This window comes from Gordonia oryzae (genome assembly GCF_003797185.1).
In the GTDB taxonomy this organism is placed as follows: Bacteria; Actinomycetota; Actinomycetes; order Mycobacteriales; family Mycobacteriaceae; genus Gordonia; species Gordonia oryzae.
This window is the reverse complement of record NZ_RKMH01000016.1, coordinates 68,568-84,363: the sequence shown is the minus strand read 5'-3', so window position 1 is coordinate 84,363 and position 15,796 is coordinate 68,568. Positions and strand designations below refer to the sequence as shown.

At 67.8% G+C, this 15,796-nt stretch carries 14 protein-coding genes and 1 pseudogene; 6 read left to right on the top strand and 9 right to left on the bottom strand.

Going from position 1 to position 15,796, the window contains the following annotated elements; translation table 11 throughout:
• The first annotated feature begins 232 nt into the window (after positions 1–232).
• Positions 233–2,593, top strand: coding sequence for a DEAD/DEAH box helicase (locus EF294_RS18340; RefSeq protein ID WP_123932397.1), 2,361 nt, complete (start codon positions 233–235; stop codon positions 2,591–2,593).
• Positions 2,594–2,732: 139 nt separating this feature from the next.
• Positions 2,733–3,332: a hypothetical protein gene (locus tag EF294_RS18335; RefSeq protein ID WP_246007943.1), complete on the top strand. Its 600-nt coding sequence runs from the start codon at positions 2,733–2,735 to the stop codon at positions 3,330–3,332.
• A 25-nt stretch (positions 3,333–3,357) separates the two neighbouring features.
• On the opposite strand, the gene EF294_RS18330 is transcribed toward EF294_RS18335, so the two are convergent.
• The 7 genes from EF294_RS18330 to ssd form a co-directional block, all read right to left on the bottom strand.
• Positions 3,358–3,729: an Rv3654c family TadE-like protein gene (locus EF294_RS18330; protein ID WP_425459452.1), complete on the bottom strand. Its 372-nt coding sequence runs from the start codon at positions 3,727–3,729 to the stop codon at positions 3,358–3,360.
• Positions 3,726–4,124, bottom strand: coding sequence for a TadE family type IV pilus minor pilin (locus EF294_RS18325; protein ID WP_123932396.1), 399 nt, complete (start codon positions 4,122–4,124; stop codon positions 3,726–3,728). Before EF294_RS18325 ends, EF294_RS18330 begins: the two co-directional genes overlap by 4 nt.
• Entirely contained in the window at positions 4,124–4,390 is a 267-nt protein-coding gene (locus EF294_RS18320; RefSeq protein ID WP_123932395.1) for a DUF4244 domain-containing protein, read from the bottom strand. The genes EF294_RS18325 and EF294_RS18320 overlap by 1 nt, the downstream gene beginning before the upstream one ends.
• An 82-nt stretch (positions 4,391–4,472) precedes the next feature.
• On the bottom strand, positions 4,473–5,105 hold the full coding sequence (locus EF294_RS18315) for a type II secretion system F family protein (RefSeq protein WP_123932394.1): 633 nt from the start codon (positions 5,103–5,105) through the stop codon (positions 4,473–4,475).
• Between the two features lie 28 nt (positions 5,106–5,133).
• Positions 5,134–5,952 carry a type II secretion system F family protein gene (locus EF294_RS18310; protein WP_123932393.1) on the bottom strand — a complete coding sequence of 273 codons (819 nt, stop codon included), beginning with the start codon at positions 5,950–5,952 and terminating at the stop codon, positions 5,134–5,136.
• A complete protein-coding gene (locus EF294_RS18305; protein WP_123932392.1) occupies positions 5,949–7,118 on the bottom strand; it encodes a TadA family conjugal transfer-associated ATPase in 1,170 nt (389 codons plus the stop codon). The genes EF294_RS18310 and EF294_RS18305 overlap by 4 nt, the downstream gene beginning before the upstream one ends.
• Entirely contained in the window at positions 7,115–8,191 is a 1,077-nt protein-coding gene (gene ssd, locus EF294_RS18300; protein ID WP_123932391.1) for a septum site-determining protein Ssd, read from the bottom strand. Before ssd ends, EF294_RS18305 begins: the two co-directional genes overlap by 4 nt.
• Positions 8,192–8,638: 447 nt before the next feature.
• Between ssd and EF294_RS18295 the strand changes: the two genes are divergently transcribed.
• The gene (locus EF294_RS18295) at positions 8,639–9,475 is read left to right on the top strand and encodes an HAD family hydrolase (RefSeq protein WP_123932390.1); all 837 of its coding nucleotides are present in this window, start codon (positions 8,639–8,641) and stop codon (positions 9,473–9,475) included.
• Positions 9,476–9,996: 521 nt separating this feature from the next.
• Here EF294_RS18295 and EF294_RS18290 read toward each other — a convergent pair.
• Positions 9,997–10,752 carry a Fic family protein gene (locus tag EF294_RS18290; protein WP_123932389.1) on the bottom strand — a complete coding sequence of 252 codons (756 nt, stop codon included), beginning with the start codon at positions 10,750–10,752 and terminating at the stop codon, positions 9,997–9,999.
• A 198-nt stretch (positions 10,753–10,950) separates the two neighbouring features.
• Positions 10,951–11,165: pseudogene (locus tag EF294_RS22790) on the bottom strand (ABC transporter ATP-binding protein); the annotation flags it as partial.
• Between the two features lie 683 nt (positions 11,166–11,848).
• Here EF294_RS22790 and acs point away from each other — a divergent pair.
• From acs to EF294_RS18275, 3 genes are all read left to right on the top strand, one after another.
• Positions 11,849–13,801, top strand: a complete 1,953-nt coding sequence (gene acs, locus EF294_RS18285; protein WP_123932388.1) for an acetate--CoA ligase — start codon at positions 11,849–11,851, stop codon at positions 13,799–13,801.
• 197 nt (positions 13,802–13,998) lie between these two features.
• Positions 13,999–14,562 carry a phage holin family protein gene (locus tag EF294_RS18280; RefSeq protein WP_123932387.1) on the top strand — a complete coding sequence of 188 codons (564 nt, stop codon included), beginning with the start codon at positions 13,999–14,001 and terminating at the stop codon, positions 14,560–14,562.
• A 3-nt stretch (positions 14,563–14,565) separates the two neighbouring features.
• Entirely contained in the window at positions 14,566–15,495 is a 930-nt protein-coding gene (locus EF294_RS18275; RefSeq protein ID WP_123932386.1) for an alpha/beta fold hydrolase, read from the top strand.
• Positions 15,496–15,796 lie beyond the last annotated feature (301 nt).

Here is a 15,796-nt window from a genome sequence, read left to right as displayed (position 1 = left end):
GCACCGGAAGAAGCTGCGGCCGCACATAGTCAATCACGTCTGACACCGATGCGATAGTCACAGGAACCAGCAAGATCGAAAATGTGGACGATTTCAACCGCTCGACAGCACGCAGTAACATCTGCACCGACGTCACGCCAGAGCGTCACATATCAATTCGGTCTCGAATCCCCGTCGCAGAGTTTGAGAACCAGGGCAGACCGCCACGCGACACAGTAGACGACAAAGAGTTATGAGCAGCCACACCTTCGGAACCGAACTCCTCCGCCGCTCCCTCGCCGGTACCGAAGCGGACTCTGGTCCAGTCACGCACCTGTCCGTCATCCCATCGCGCACAGCGACTTTCACCGACTGGCCAGAATGGGTCGACGAGCACGTGCGAGAGGCATTCGAGGCGAACGGCATCACGAAACCATGGATTCATCAGGCGGCCGCAGCCGAACATGCACACTCGGGTCGACATGTGTCCATTTCCACGGGCACCGCATCGGGAAAGTCGGTGGCCTACCAATTACCGATCCTGAATGCCATGCTCACCGAACCACACTCCACTGCACTGTATTTGGCGCCCAGCAAGGCGCTCGGCGCCGACCAGATCCGGGCAGTTTCCGCACTGACCGCCGGGCGCGGTCCGTTCGCGCACCTCGCGCCGTGCGCCTACGACGGCGACACCGATCCGGACATACGGCATTGGGCACGCACGCATTCCCGGTGGATCTTCACCAATCCCGACATGCTGCACATCGGGATACTCACCGGCGTGCTCTCCGGTGGCGGCGGCTCGTCGACGGGCCCGGTGCGCGGTCAGTGGCGGCAGTTCTTCCGACACCTGCGATACATCGTGATCGACGAATGTCACCACTACCGTGGGGTGTTCGGTTCGCACACGGCGCTGGTGCTGCGGCGATTGTTACGACTGGCACGAGCGTGTGGATCGAATCCGACGGTGATCGCGGCCAGCGCCACCGTCGCCGACCCCGCCGCTGCCTTGTCTCGGCTCATCGGCGAACCTGCCGTCGGGGTGACCGAGGACGGTTCGCCGCGCGGCGAACGCACCATCGCCCTGTGGGAGCCCGATTTCGTACCGGGGATCAGCGGCGAGAACGGTGCTCCGGTTCGCCGGTCGGCGGGTGCCGAATCCTCAAGACTACTTGCCGATTTCGTCATCGAAGGCGCACGCACACTGTGCTTCGGGCGCAGTCGGCGCGGTGTGGAGATCACCGCGATGCAAGCCCGTGATCTGTTGGCGCACAGCGCCCCCGAGCTCGTCGACAAGATCGCGGCATATCGCGCCGGGTATCTTGCCGACGACCGGCGCGCACTCGAACACGCCATCTCCTCCGGCGAACTCGTCGGCGTGGCCACCACCAACGCACTTGAGCTCGGCGTCGATATCAGCGGCCTCGACGCGGTCATCATCGCCGGGTACCCGGGCAGCGTCGCATCGTTCTGGCAACAGGCCGGACGTGCCGGTCGTCAGCGCACCTCGGGCGACGCACTCGTGGTGCTCGTCGCCCGTGACGATCCGCTCGACACCTATCTGGTCCATCACCCACAGGCATTGCTCGGCACGCCGGTCGAGACCCCGGTCATCGACCCGACCAATCGCCATATCCTTGGCCCCCACCTGCTCTGTGCGGCAACCGAATTCCCGGTCCAGGATGCCGAGATCGAGCAATGGCGCGCCGGCCAGCTGGTCGCCGACCTCGCTGCGCAGGGGCTGCTGCGCAAGCGCAAGACCGGCTGGTATGCCGCGCCGGGGGTGGATCCGCACGGCGACATCGACATCCGCGGCGGCATCGGCGGACAGATCCTGATCGTCGACGCGACCACCTCGGAGTTGCTCGGCACCGTCGACGCCGGACGCGCGCCGGCAACCGTGCATCCCGGTGCCGCGCACATCCATCAGGGCCGCACCTACGTCGTCGACGAGCTCGACATCGACGGCGGACTGGCACTGGCCCACCCCGAGGAGCCGGACTGGACGACGTCGGCCCGGGAGACCACCGAGATCACCATCACCGACGTCGTCGCCGCCACCGATCACGGGGCGCTGCACACCGCGCTGGTCGACGTCGACGTCACCCATCAGGTTGTCGGCTATCTACGCACGCTGCTCTCCGGCGAGGTGCTCGACGCCGTCGAACTCGACATGCCACGTCAGACCCTGCACACCCGCGCGGTCATGTACACGCTGCCGCCGGAGGTCCTCGCCGCCGACGGGATCGACGCGACCCGACTGCCAGGCTCGCTACACGCCGCCGAACACGCCGCCATCGGTCTGCTGCCTCTGATCGCGACGTGCGACCGCTGGGACATCGGTGGGGTCTCCACCAACCGGCACCCCGACACCGGACTGCCGACGGTGTTCGTCTACGACGGCTACCTGGGCGGCGCGGGATTCGCCGAACGCGGCTACTCGAAATTCGCCGCCTGGATCGCCGCCACCCGGGACGCCGTCGCCGGCTGCGGCTGCGAGAGCGGCTGCCCGTCGTGCGTGCAGTCCCCCAAGTGCGGCAACGGAAACGATCCACTCGACAAGGCCGGAGCCATCACCACCTTGTCGCTGCTGTCCGCGTTGCTCGCAGGCTGAGAGTGTCCATCAGAGGTCAAACCCGGCATCATCGACGCATTTCAGCGCCTCGGCGTGCGCCCACATGAATCGTCAAGGCGTCTCGGTGAATGCCGTGTCGGAAGGAACCACACCCTCGCTTCTCGGCGATAATCGACCAATGCAGGACAGCGATGCCGGGCGGGACGGGGATGCCGGGCGGGACAGCGATGCTGGGCTCGACCGGGACGCCTGGCACACCGGGGCGCAGGGCACGATCCTGCGGCCGTGCCCGGTGCACTTCCTGCTCGCCCGCCCCACTCAGGAACCCGACCGGATGCCGTCGACGATCGGTGAGCGCGACGTGTTCTTCTCCGAGGCCGAGGCACTCGACGCGCTCGATATCCACTACGCGTGGGCGTCGGCCAGCCTGGAGAACCCGACCGTGGCCGATACCGCCCAGTGGTATCTACAGAGCGCCATGGTCGGGCCTCGCATCAGCCCGTCACTCGGCGAGGTGTACCTCGCGATCTCCGAGGGCTTTTCGGGTGACACCTGGGCAGCGGCGGGTGGCTTCCTCACCGAGGGGGAGGTGGTGCACTGGGCGCCGTTCGTCACCGCGGTACGCCCGCGAGTCCGCACCGCCTACGGTGACGGTGTTCCGGAACTGGCCTACCGGGGTGACACGTCGGTGTATTTCGGTCAGGTGTGGTTCGCGCCGATGCATTCGGTGCGCGTCTACCCCAAGCGGATCATCATCGACGACGACGCCATCGGTTAGCGGCGGTGAGGGGCTGTGGGTTGGTTCACTCCGCCGGACCCGCCCGCGCCGCCGCGGACGCATCGCGAGAACCGAAGAGCCCTAGAATGATCGGCGCGACTGCCTCGACGACGACGTCGGTGCCGTCGGTACGGCACCGGCGCAGCACCGCCCCCGAACGCTGATCGTCGATCACCTCCCGGGCGGTTGCGCACGCGTCTGCATCACCGGAGACGTGATCGATCGCCGCGGCAAGGGCCGCGAGGTCGGCGGCCGACTGTGCCCGGTGCCGGGCGATCACCGCCGCACCGAGATAAACCAGCATCACCAGGACCGACACCACCCCGACGATGACCCCGGCCGCCGCGACCGTGGCGTACCCGCGATCATCACGAGCAAGGCGCACAAACGTTTTCACGGCGTCACCCCCGGCGCGATGTCGACGTGATCGGAACCGTCCGGCTCCTTGCCCGCAACTGCCCGGGCCGACATCGTCAGCCCGGGCAGCGAGAGCACCCGGTCGGTAACCGAGACGACGACCTTGCCACCCTGCTCGCTCACCGTGATGATCGCGTCGGCGCCGACCAGCCGGGCTCCGGCCGCCCGCGCCCCGGCGTCACCGGCTGCGGTCAGCCGCGCGACCTCACGGGCGGCATCGGTGCACCGGATCTCGGCGATCACCGCACCGATCGCCCCGATACCCAGGAGCAGAACCGCCACGATCGCCACGATCGCATACGCCGCCTCGACGGTGACCATGCCCGCGTCATCGTCGACAAGACGTCGTAGCACGGCCCGATGACACACCCTCATCAGCTCACCGAGGTCGTGAGGGCCTTGTTGATGATCCCGGTGAGTGCGGCAACGATGTCATTGCCGGTGACGACGGTGTAGAGAATCGCACCGAACGCCGCGGCAGCGATGGTGCCGATAGCGTATTCGGCGGTGCTCATCCCCTCCTCGTCGCTGATCAGGCGCAGCGTCGTGGTGTTCAGCCACTCGCCGGCAGCGCGCAAGCCGCGCGAGTTCTCAATGGGTTCGTTGTCGTCGGGAGGGCTTTGATTGATGTTCTGTGACATGTCTTTTCCTTTCGGGTGTTCGAACGTTGCGACAATTGGACGCGGGCGGTGGCGATTTGGCTCCCTCCCCGCGCAAGTTTTTCTAGAGACCTCCCAGAGTCTGCGACGCGAGGCCGATGACCACGGGCACGATGCCCAAACAGATGAAGGCCGGCAGGAAACACAGACCCAATGGCCCACTGACCATCACCCCGGCCCGCTCGGCGCGGGCCAGCGCTTCGTCGTGGGCACGCCGGCGGACCTGTACGGCGAGTTCGCCAACCCCGTCGGCCAGCGCCGAGCCGGCGCGCGCCGATCGCCGGGCGAGCATCGTCAGATCTGCGAAACAGTCTGCGCCGGCGTCGGTCGACGCCACCCGTCGCCGACGTCGGCGGGTATCCGGTGACACCTCGGGAGCAGCCCAGGCCCGGTCCGGGTCGGCGCCGAGTTCGAGGAGTTCAGCGGTCGCGGTCAACGGCCGCGCCAGCGACGGCGGCGCACTCGACGCGGCGACCCGGATCGCCTGCGCCACCGGTAGCCCGGCGCGCAGGCACACCGCGAGCAGGTCCAATGCGGCCGCGGTGGCGAACGGGTCCGTCCCACGGTCCCTCGCCCCGAGCAATCGTGGTTGCCGGGAAGGCGGTGCGGGCAGATCGATCACCCGGTAGAGACGCCATCGCGCCGCCGGCCAGATCCAGCAGGCGACCGCCGCCAGGAGCAGGGCCAGGGTCTTCACCGGGCCACCCCCTTGCGCAGACCGCCGCTCACGGTGCCACCACCTTCGCGGCGATGCGGTCCGCCCAGAGCAGCCCGCTCGCGACCAGCGCGGTACCGACGACGAGGAGGATTCCACCGAGGCCACCGCCCAGCAGGGTCGACAGTGGTCGCGCACCGGTGGCCTGCCCGAGAGCGATGCCGAGGAGCGGGAGTCCGGCGAGGACCGTGGCGGTGGCGCGGGGACCGGCCATTCCGGCCCGGGTGCGCTCGACGAAGGCCCTACGGGCCAACAGATCCGAGCGCACCGATCCCAGCAGATCGGCCAGCGGCAGCCCGTGGGACTCCGACGTCTGCCAGGCCGTCGCGATACGCTGCCACGAGTCGTCGGCGCTGCGCGTTGCGGTCAAGTCGATCAGAACCCCACCACCGAGTTCGGCACGCCCGGCCAGCACCGACAGCGCCGAGGACACCGAATCTTGTTGTTCGGTAACGCTATCCATGGCCGCCATCTCCGCCGCAGCGGCCGCACAGGCATGGGCGGGTGGCGCACCGACCGAAAGCTCGGCGATCATCAACGACAGCGCGGTCAAGAGATCATCTCGCCGCACGTCGGCCCGCTCGGCGGCACGGCGTCGGTGAGCCCGCCATCCGTACACGCCGGCCACGATTCCCGCAGCGACCGCCGCAGCAATACCGCCGACCAGCAGCGCACCGCAGATCCCGATGGGCACAACGATCCATCGCAATGTCGCGACTCTCGCGGTGGAGCGAGTGTGCCGCCCGCCCACTGACCGGAGCCGATGGGCGGCGCGCGGTGCGCCCGACCACAAGACCGCACACGCCGAGGCAAGCAGGATCACCGTCATCGAATCGCGACCATCTCATCGAAAAGAGCTCGGGACGAGGTGAATCCGAGACTACGTAGCCAGATCGGCACCACCGTGACGAGGCCGTCGGCCCCGCGGCGCAACACACCGATCTCGGACAGACCACGCGTTCCGTCGAGGTTGCGGGCGACACCGAGAACGACATGGACAGCTGCGGCGAGCTGGCTATGCAGGGCGTCACGGCCCATCCCACCCAAGGCGGCGAGCGCTTCCATCCGCGCGGGTACCTCGGCGGTCGAGTTGGCGTGCAGGGTGCCGCCGCTACCGTCGTGACCGGTGTTCAGGGCGGTCAGCAGATCGATCACCTCCGCACCCCGCACCTCGCCGAGAATGATTCGATCGGGTCGCATCCGCAGCGCTTGGCGCACCAGGGCCCGTACCGCAACCTCGCCCGCCCCTTCGACATTCGCCGTTCGCGCCACCAGTCGCACCACATGCGGGTGGGTCGGCGTCAGTTCGAGCGCATCCTCGACGCACAGGACCCGTTCGGTGGCGCCCATCTGTCCGATCAGCGCACCGAGAAGCGTTGTCTTGCCCGACCCGGTGCCGCCAATGATCAGGAACGACAACCGGGCACGCAGTACCTCACCCATGACTTCGGCCGCCTCGGCCGGAATCGCGCCGGAATCGACCATCGCATCGAAACCCATTCCGGCACTGCGCAGCACACGCAGCGACAAACATGTGCCGTCGGCAGCCAACGGGGGTATCACGGCGTGCAGGCGGACCGTGTATCCCCGGCGTCCGACATTCGACAACTGTCCGTCGACCCACGGCTGGGCGTCGTCGAGTCGGCGTCCGGCGCCCAGCGCCAGCCGTCCGGCCAGCCTGCGGACCGCTGCGTCGTCGTCGAAGGTGATCCCCGAGAGTTCCAGTCCGGCACCCCGATCCACCCATACCCGCTGCGGACCGACGACGAGGATGTCGGCGATCCCCGGCTCGGCCAGGAGTTCTTCGAGCCGCCCGGCGCCGGTCAACTCGGTCTGTAGGTATCGCAGGGCGGCGAGGAGATCGGTGTCGCCGAGCACCCCACCGGCCTCGGCGCGGATCGCGTCGGCGATCACCGCCGCCGTCGGCTCCACCGCATCGGCCGCCAACCGGGAACGCACCCGATCCAGCAGCGCCTCGTCGTTGTGTGCGCTCATCCGGTCCGCCCCGTCCCGACGGCCCCGGCCCCGACACCGAGGGCCTCGTACACCGCTCGCGCCGCCCGCCCCAGCGGACTGCGCGCACCGATCCCGGGTCGTCCACTCTCCAGCCGCGCCGGCAGGCGCGGGTCCGGCCGGTAGGCGGCCAGCAATCGCAGGTCGGCGGCCTCGGCGATCTGCACGCCGCGCAGCCCGCCCGGCGATGGGCCGCGCACGACGAGCGCGAGATCAGCGGCATCGGCGAGCAACCGGGCAGCGATCTGGCGGGCGGCGGCACAGCCGACGACGGTCGGTGACGTCACCAGGACGACGAGATCCACCGACTCGACGACGCCGCGGACGACGTCCGTGTCGGCGCGGGGAAGGTCGACGACCACCAGATCACCGTGCGAGCGTCCGGCGTCGATGGTGGCGAGCACCGCGTCGGCATGAACCGGGCGAGACTCGTCGCGGCGGCCGGTCAGTACCGCGATCCGGTCATCGACCCGTGGCAGGGCACGGTGCAGGGCAAGTCCGTTGACAGCACCGCCCTCCAGAGTGAGATCCGGCCATCGCAAGCCGGGACGGTCCTCGATGCCGAGAATGAGGTCGAGACCGCCACCGAGATCGTCGGCGTCGAGTAGCAGCACGTGCTCACCGGCGTCGCCCGCGGCCGTTGCCACCGCAGCGGCCAGCACCGACGCCCCGGCCCCGCCGTGCGCACTCATCAGCGCGACGCCGCTGCCGGTGGCACGTCGTGGCGTACGCAGCTCGGTCAGCGTGCGCACCAGATGGCCCTCGTCGGCCGGCAACAGGGCGGCGTCGCCGGCACCGAGGTCCATCGCCGAACGCCAGACGTCGGCAGGGGGCGCGGAGTTGGCAACCAGCAGCACCCCGGCTCGCCGCGGCACTGATGTGGAGACCAATGCGCCGACCGCACGGGGGTCGACGACGACCGCTCGAGACCGCAGCCACTCGGCGCGGCAGGTCTCGGGATCGCCGAGAACCAGCCGATAGCCTGCGGCCGCGGCACACCGGGCAACGTCATCGCGCAAATCGTCGTCGACGAGGGCGAGGAGGGCTTCGGACATGAGCGCCATCGTGGCCGATTCCGACGTCGTCGTTCTGTGCGCACCAGCGCGGAGCTGTCGGCCCGTGGACGCAGCCGGTTCTGTGGAGGAACCGCAGGACCTGTGACAGCGATGCCACAACGGAACCCGACGAGCTGACAGGGTCCAGATAGAGGACAACCCCGGCCAGGGGGGGAGGAGGCCGGGGTCGTCGCGCTTCAGCCCCGGGGGGTCGGGCTGAAGCGGCACCGGTCCGAAGACCGGGTGCCTACGACTATACACGTTCACACGGCACTCGCAAACAACTCGCGAGACCCGACACAACATCGCAGATTCGTCTCACTGCCTGCAGGTTTGTTGCCCTGTACCCAAGCCTCACAGCGGTGATCGCCACCGCTGTGAGGCGGCATCGCGCGGGATAGCCCAAGTCGACTTACACCATCGCAGAACTCCAGTACGATGCCCGAAATGAGCGATGATCGCCCGGGTATTCGCCAAACGCCGCCGGTCGCCGCATTCTTCGACCTCGACAAGACCGTCATCGCGAAATCGTCGGTTCTCGCCTTCAGTCGGCAGTTCTTCACCGAGGGCCTACTCGACACCCGAACGTTGCTCCGATCGGCCGTCACACAGTTGAGCTTCGCCCGCTCGGCCGCCGACGCCGACCACGTCGAGCGACTGCGCCGACACATCACCACGATGTGTCAGGGATGGGATGTCTCGGAGGTGAACCGGATCGTCGCGGACACCCTCGACGAGGTCGTCCGCCCGCTCGTCTACAGCGGCGCGGTCGACCTCATCGACGCGCACCGGCAGAAGGGACACGCCGTCGCACTGGTATCGGCATCGGGGCTAGAAATGGTCGAGCCGATCGGTGTGATGCTGGGCGTCGATCACGTGCGTGCGAGCCGGATGCACATCACCGACGGCCACTACACCGGCGACCTCGATTTCTACTGCTACGGAGAGCAGAAGGCCGCGGCGATCCTGCAGATCGCGCAGGAGTACGGCTACGATCTCGACCTCTGTTATGCGTACTCGGATTCGGTGACCGATCTGCCGATGCTCGAGGTTGTCGGGCGGCCCACGGTGGTAAACCCCGACAGGCAATTGCGCCGGCACGCCGAGGAGAACGGTTGGCCAATCCTCGACTTCGACCGCGAGGCGGATCCCTCGTTCGCCACCGCGCCGGCGCTGGCCGCAGCGGTGGCCCTGGGGATCGGTGCCGCGGTCGGCTGTGGCGTCGGAATCCGTCTCGCCAGGCCTCGACGCACCGCAGCGGCGAGTATCGGCCCACACCCCTGAAGAGCCGTAAACCGTTGCACTAGTGCACCAGTCGGCGGTGATGTGAACGCCACCGAACATTGACACGCTTGAGTCTTGATGTGATCGCGATCACGGTGTACAAAGGTCTTACGGAACCTCGGAAGGCAAAGTTCGCCCCGGAAGAGAAGGAGCGGACCCCCATTCCGAGCACTTCCCAGCACGAGCGGCAAGTACCCACGCGGAGCGCGCCGCATAAGGCACAAGTGTTGTGCGCCTGCGACATCGCGGCCATGTGAACGACTACCTTCGACGGCAGCGCCCCGACCCTCGGACAGCGCCGACGACATCATTGATGGCGTCGTGATGGGACGAGATTGGCAGCGCCGGAACGGTATCGGGAAATGTCCGCGGTCAATCGCCGAGGCGATCACACAACCCACCGAGCACGCTTGGTAGCTTTCGTTCGTGCTATGCGGGCGGCGATCCGGTTCTCGAACCGGATCGCCGCCCGCAGTGCGTGTGAGGCCAGTGTCGCGTGATCCCGTTGTCTGTCTGCCAGGTCAGCCGGCCCGCGCGGCATCGGCGATCGACTTCGCTTCTGCCGCACCGGCGGTGAGGGCCTCACAACAGAAGATGATCCACTCCCCCAGCGCCTCGGCGTGGCCGGTGCCGAAGGCATGGGCCAGGGCGCGATAGTCGGCGACCCGCCGCAGCCATGTCACCTCGGGGACGCCGAGATTGTGCGGATCGAGACCCGACGACGTGCATACCAGCCGAGACGCAGCACGGGCGACGATACCGTTGGCGGATCGAAAGGCGTTCAGGCTCAGCAGTTCCCCGTGGACGACGGCGGCGAGGACCGGCGCACCGACCTTGGTGCCGCCGGTGATCAGCTGGCTCAGAAGATCCAGCCGGGTCGCAACCTCGGCATCGGCGCGCGGGCGGCCGAGTTCGTCGGGATCGTCGATGAGATCAGCGGCGGCGAGCATGTGCAGGCGAGCGAAGGCCTGCGCGGGAGCACGCCGGAACACCGAGGTGAGGCTTTCCAGCGAGTCGCCGTCGAGGGCCTGGGCCACGCGCATGGCGCCGGCGAGGAGCGGATCGTCGAAGTCGCCGTCGCGACGCAGTTCGACGCTGCCGCCGTCGATGGCCGCCGACGACCGTCCGGCTCGCCAGGACGCCTCGGTGGCCGTCTTGTCCCACCCGCGCAGGTTCGCCGGATGCCGGTGTACCGCGCCCAGCGCGTCGCGCGCGGCGTCGGCCGCGGCGGCCACCCCGGGCAGGTCGGCGAGCGGTGAGAGCGGATCGGAGGTCATCCGAACACCATAATCCGCACTGCCGACCGAGCCGCCCAGGCTATCGCGTGAGGGTGACCGTCGGTGAGGGCGACCGTCAGGCCACGCGGCCCGAGGGGGATCGACCGGCCGGGGATCGCCTTGAGCAACTTGCGCGTACGCTCCTCGCGCGACGACGATCGCTTCGGCCGAACTGTTCGACGACGCGCTCATTTCCCTCACGGGCACGTCGTCGGCGGTCTGGCGGACCACCACGAGATCGTGGGTAATGAACAAATTGGTCAGCCCGTCGCGCCCTGCTGATGATGGAGCAGGGTCAGAATCTGCTCCTGGACCAGCACGTCGAGCGCCGAGACCGCCTCGTCCCACACGACGGTCTCCTGCTCGAGAGCCAACGCCCGCCCGATCGTCACACGCCGGCGCCCACCGGATGCTGTGAGACCAGACCGATTCCGGTGCCGCGCATGTGGCCGATCTGCTTCTTTGATGCCGTCGTGAGATCCATGCCTTCGATCATGATGGTGCCGCCGGTGATCCGGCACGTTCCGGGTAATCAGGTCGAGCACCGCGTTGGTGGTGGTTTTGCCCGAGGGGCATCAGCCAGTCGCAGACACCGAAGACGCTGCGCGCGTGGATGTCACAGCCCTGCAGATCGGCGCCGAACCACTGCGACGAACCCGGTGGCAACGGGCTGTTGCCGCCCTGGCAGTAGCGCGGGTCCTGACGGATCAACAAGCCAGGGGAACAGCCGGATTCCGATCACCGGGATGATCATGACCGAGACGACAGTGAAGGTCTGACTGGTTCACACTTGCAACTTCACACCTGCAACCAGGCGCCGCAAGGCGCTACACCACACCTCCGGCCCACTTCTGCATTGCTCGCGCAGCTTCGTGGACTTTCCCGATCCCGACGCGATGGTAGGCGGAAGCTGTCCGGAGAATCCCTACCCACGAGTCATCGGATCGTCTCGGCGACGAACGAACACCTATCGTCACCCCGCCACCTGCAACGGGTATCCAACGTGACTACCCTCACAATAGGGATCTCGCTGCAGTCGACTCACGTGGGGCTGCCGCGCGCGATGTTGTTGCCGACCAGTGAAAGGCCAGCTCAGATGACCACTTCCGCTTCCGCCACCACCCCCGGTTACCCGCCGTCGGAGGAGTTCGCGGCGCAGGCCAACGGCACCGACGCACTCTATGACCGGGCCGAGGCCGATCGTCTGGAGTTCTGGGCGGAGCAGGCGCGCCGGCTGGAATGGGACACCGATTTCGGGGAGGTCCTCGACTGGTCAGGCGCACCGTTCGCCAAGTGGTTCATCGGCGGCAAGCTCAATGTGTCGGTGAACTGCGTCGACCGCCATGTCGCCGCGGGCAAGGGTGATCGCGTCGCGATCCACTGGGTCGGCGAGCCTGGTGATCACCGCGACATCACCTACAGTCAGCTCAAGGACGAGGTCAGTCGCGCCGCGAACTACTTCACCGCGATCGGATTGACCGCTGGGGACCGCGTCGCGATCTACATGCCGATGGTCCCTGAGGCACTGATCTCCATGCTCGCCTGCGCGCGACTGGGCCTGACCCACTCGGTGGTGTTCGCCGGATTCTCCTCGGGCGCACTGCGTTCCCGCGTCGACGACGCCCAGGCCAAACTCGTCATTACCACCGACGGCCAGTACCGCCGCGGCAAGCCCGCACCGCTGAAGACCGCCGTCGACGAAGCACTCGGCACCGGCGACGACGCCGCGGAATCGGTCGAGAAGGTCCTCGTGGTGCGTCGCACCAACCACGACGAGAACCTTCCGTGGGTCGACGGCCGCGACGTCTGGTGGGAGGACACCGTCGCCGAGCAGTCCCCCGAGCACACCCCGGAGGCCTTCGACGCCGAACACCCGCTGTTTCTGCTCTACACCTCGGGCACCACCGGCAAACCCAAGGGCATCGTGCACTCCTCCGGCGGCTACCTCACCCAGGCGTCCTACACCTTCCACTACGTCTTCGACCACAAGGAAGGTCGCGACGTCTTCTGGTGCGGCGCCGACATCGGCTGGGTGACCGGCCACTCCTACCTGGTGTACGGCCCGCTGTCCAACGGCGCGACCGAGGTCGTCTACGAGGGCACCCCCAACTCCCCCAACGAGCACCGCCACTTCGAGATCATCGAAAAGTACGGCGTCACCATCTATTACATTGCACCGACACTGATCCGCACCTTCATGAAGTGGGGCCGGGAGATCCCCGACGCCCACGACCTGAGTTCGGTGCGACTGCTCGGCAGCGTCGGCGAACCGATCAACCCCGAGGCGTGGAAGTGGTACCGCGAGGTCATCGGCGGCAACTCCGCGCCGATCGTCGACACCTGGTGGCAGACCGAGACCGGTGCGATCATGATCAGCCCGCTGCCGGGGGTGACCGTCACCAAACCCGGCTCGGCGATGGCACCGCTGCCCGGCATCTCGGCGACCATCGTCGACGACGACGCCAACCCGGTCGGCGCGGGAGAGCAAGGCTACCTCGTCCTCGACAAGCCGTGGCCGTCGATGCTGCGCGGGATCTGGGGCGACGACGAACGCTACCGCGAAACCTACTGGTCGCGCTTCGCCGAACACGGCTGGTACTTCGCCGGCGACGGCGCACGCTACGACGACGACCACGCACTGTGGGTACTCGGCCGCGTCGACGACGTCATGAACGTCTCCGGCCACCGAATCTCCACCGCCGAGGTTGAATCCGCCCTCGTCGGACACTCCGGCGTCGCCGAAGCCGCGGTCATCGGCGCCGCCGACGAGACCACCGGCCAGGGCATCGTCGCCTTCGTCATCCTGCGCGAGGGCATCGAGAACACCGGCGACGAGCTGATCGCCGAACTGCGCCAACAGGTGTCGGTGGAGATTTCCCCGATTGCCAAACCGCGCGAGATCAACGTCGTACCCGAACTCCCCAAGACACGATCGGGCAAGATCATGCGCCGCCTGCTCAAGGACGTCGCCGAGGGACGCGAACTCGGTGACACCTCCACCCTCGTCGACCCCTCGGTCTTCGAGGCGATCCGCGCGAAAAAGGCCTGATCGGGCTGGAGCTCCCCCGCGGGGACGAGCGCTACACGGCCCGCGAGTTGCGCCACCGAGCGCCCCCACAGGTGGCGCAACTCGCGTGTCGATTGCCGCTCGTCGGTCGGTGACGAGGCTGCGCGCGCGGGCGCACTGACCACCTCGATCGGCCGACATGGCAACATATGCCCCACACCCCAGATACGGAGGATGCTGTGAGCGGAAAAGAGAACGGCCGGTCTGCACCAGGAGGACGTCCGGTCCCCTCGATCCCCCTGTCCGATGCCAACCTCGGGCCCAAAGGCGAACCGAGCATCGGCAACCTGGTCAAGGACGCGACCGCGAGCATGTCCACGCTCGTCCGTTCCGAGGTGGCGCTGGCCAAGTCCGAGCTGGTCGGTGAGGCCAAAAAGGCCGGAGCCGGAGCCGGCGCGCTCGCCGTGGCCGGGGTGACCGCACTGTATGCGAGTTTCTTCTTTTTCTTCTTCCTCGCCGAACTCCTCAGCGAGTGGCTGCCCCGCTGGGCGGCGTTCCTCATCGTGTTCGCACTGCTGGTCGTCATCACCATCGTGGTCGCGATTGCCGGTTACCTGTTCTTCAAGAAGATCCGCGGACCGAAGAAGACCGTCGAAACCGTCAAGGAGATCCCGTCGGTGCTGCCCAAGTCGGCCCCACCGGCCGCGGACCGCCCCAAGATCACGGTGCCCGGAGACGCTGTCGGCTCGACCCTGTCGGCCACGGCCGAGCATCCACGGACCCCGCCCGCCCGCGAGGGCTGAGCGATGGCCTCGCCCGACCCGTCGAGCGTTCGGCTCCCCGGCGTCTGGCGGCATCTCGACGTCCGCGCGAACGGCCTGCGGTTTCATGCCGTCGAGGTCGACGAGCCGATCGCGGATCGGCCACTGGTGTTGTTACTGCACGGTTTTGGCGAGTTCTGGTGGAGTTGGCGTCATCAGCTGACCGCGTTGACCGAGGCCGGTCATCGGGCGGTGGCGGTCGACCTGCGCGGATACGGCGACACCGACAAGCCGCCGCGCGGCTATGACGGGTGGACGCTGGCCGGTGACACCAACGGCCTCGTCCGCGCACTCGGGCACACCGACGCCACCCTGGTCGGGCACGCCGACGGCGGTCTGGTCTGCTGGGCGACGGCCACCCTGCACCCCCGCGCGGTGTCCCGCATCGCGGTCATCGCCTCACCGCATCCCCGTTCGCTGCGCCACGACGTGTTGCTACGCGGGCCGCAACGCAGCGCGTTCCTCCCGAACTTCCTGCGCAATCAGCTTCCCCGGTCGGCCGAGGCGCGCCTGACCCGCCGCGACGGCACCTTCATCGCTCGGTACTTCGATCAGCGCGCGGGCAGCGCCTGGCGCGGCACGGACGACTACGCGCAGACCATCGGTCTCAACCGCTCGGCCATCCAGATTCCCTACGTGGCTCATTCGAGTCTGGAATACCAGCGCTGGGCATTCCGGTCACAGTTCCGTCCCGACGGCATTCGGTTCATGCGCCTCATGCACCGCAGACTGCACATCCCGGTGCTCGCGCTGCGCGGCGCCGACGATCCCTACATCACCGACCATGTGATGCGCGAGAGCCGCGAGTGGGTGGACCATCTCGACTTCCAGGAGATCCCGGCCAGCGGGCACTTCGCGCATCAGGAACAGCCGGACGCGGTCGACGCGGCGCTGCTCGAACTGCTGGGTTCCTGAGCCGAGCGTCGTCCACGTCCGCCGAGCACCTGCGGCCGGGCACCTGCGGCCGGGCTCAGCTGCGGCCTGGCTCACCTGGCCGGCGGTGTGGTCACAATGTCCGTGTGCGCCGTTAGTCCTTTCGTCCGCTGCCTCGTGGGCGTGACGCACCCCGGCGGTGAGTTCCGCACGCACCCGCGCTTCGATGTCGGTGAACGCGGCGTGCCAACCGACGCCGAAGCTCCTCGACGACCAGCACGGTCCGGCGGCACTCGATCACGTTGCGGCCCAGCATCTGCGTCTCGATCCGATTGGCCAGTTC

What these genes read in the sequence shown, in the direction of transcription:
- EF294_RS18340 (WP_123932397.1), top strand. Translation starts at nt 233, where the DNA reads ATGAGCAGCCACACCTTCGGAACCGAACTCCTCCGCCGCTCCCTCGCC.
- EF294_RS18335 (WP_246007943.1), top strand. Translation starts at nt 2,733, where the DNA reads ATGCAGGACAGCGATGCCGGGCGGGACGGGGATGCCGGGCGGGACAGC.
- EF294_RS18325 (WP_123932396.1), bottom strand. Translation starts at nt 4,124, where the DNA reads ATGAGGGTGTGTCATCGGGCCGTGCTACGACGTCTTGTCGACGATGAC.
- EF294_RS18320 (WP_123932395.1), bottom strand. Translation starts at nt 4,390, where the DNA reads ATGTCACAGAACATCAATCAAAGCCCTCCCGACGACAACGAACCCATT.
- EF294_RS18310 (WP_123932393.1), bottom strand. Translation starts at nt 5,952, where the DNA reads ATGACGGTGATCCTGCTTGCCTCGGCGTGTGCGGTCTTGTGGTCGGGC.
- EF294_RS18305 (WP_123932392.1), bottom strand. Translation starts at nt 7,118, where the DNA reads ATGAGCGCACACAACGACGAGGCGCTGCTGGATCGGGTGCGTTCCCGG.
- ssd (WP_123932391.1), bottom strand. Translation starts at nt 8,191, where the DNA reads ATGTCCGAAGCCCTCCTCGCCCTCGTCGACGACGATTTGCGCGATGAC.
- EF294_RS18295 (WP_123932390.1), top strand. Translation starts at nt 8,639, where the DNA reads ATGAGCGATGATCGCCCGGGTATTCGCCAAACGCCGCCGGTCGCCGCA.
- EF294_RS18290 (WP_123932389.1), bottom strand. Translation starts at nt 10,752, where the DNA reads ATGACCTCCGATCCGCTCTCACCGCTCGCCGACCTGCCCGGGGTGGCC.
- acs (WP_123932388.1), top strand. Translation starts at nt 11,849, where the DNA reads ATGACCACTTCCGCTTCCGCCACCACCCCCGGTTACCCGCCGTCGGAG.
- EF294_RS18275 (WP_123932386.1), top strand. Translation starts at nt 14,566, where the DNA reads ATGGCCTCGCCCGACCCGTCGAGCGTTCGGCTCCCCGGCGTCTGGCGG.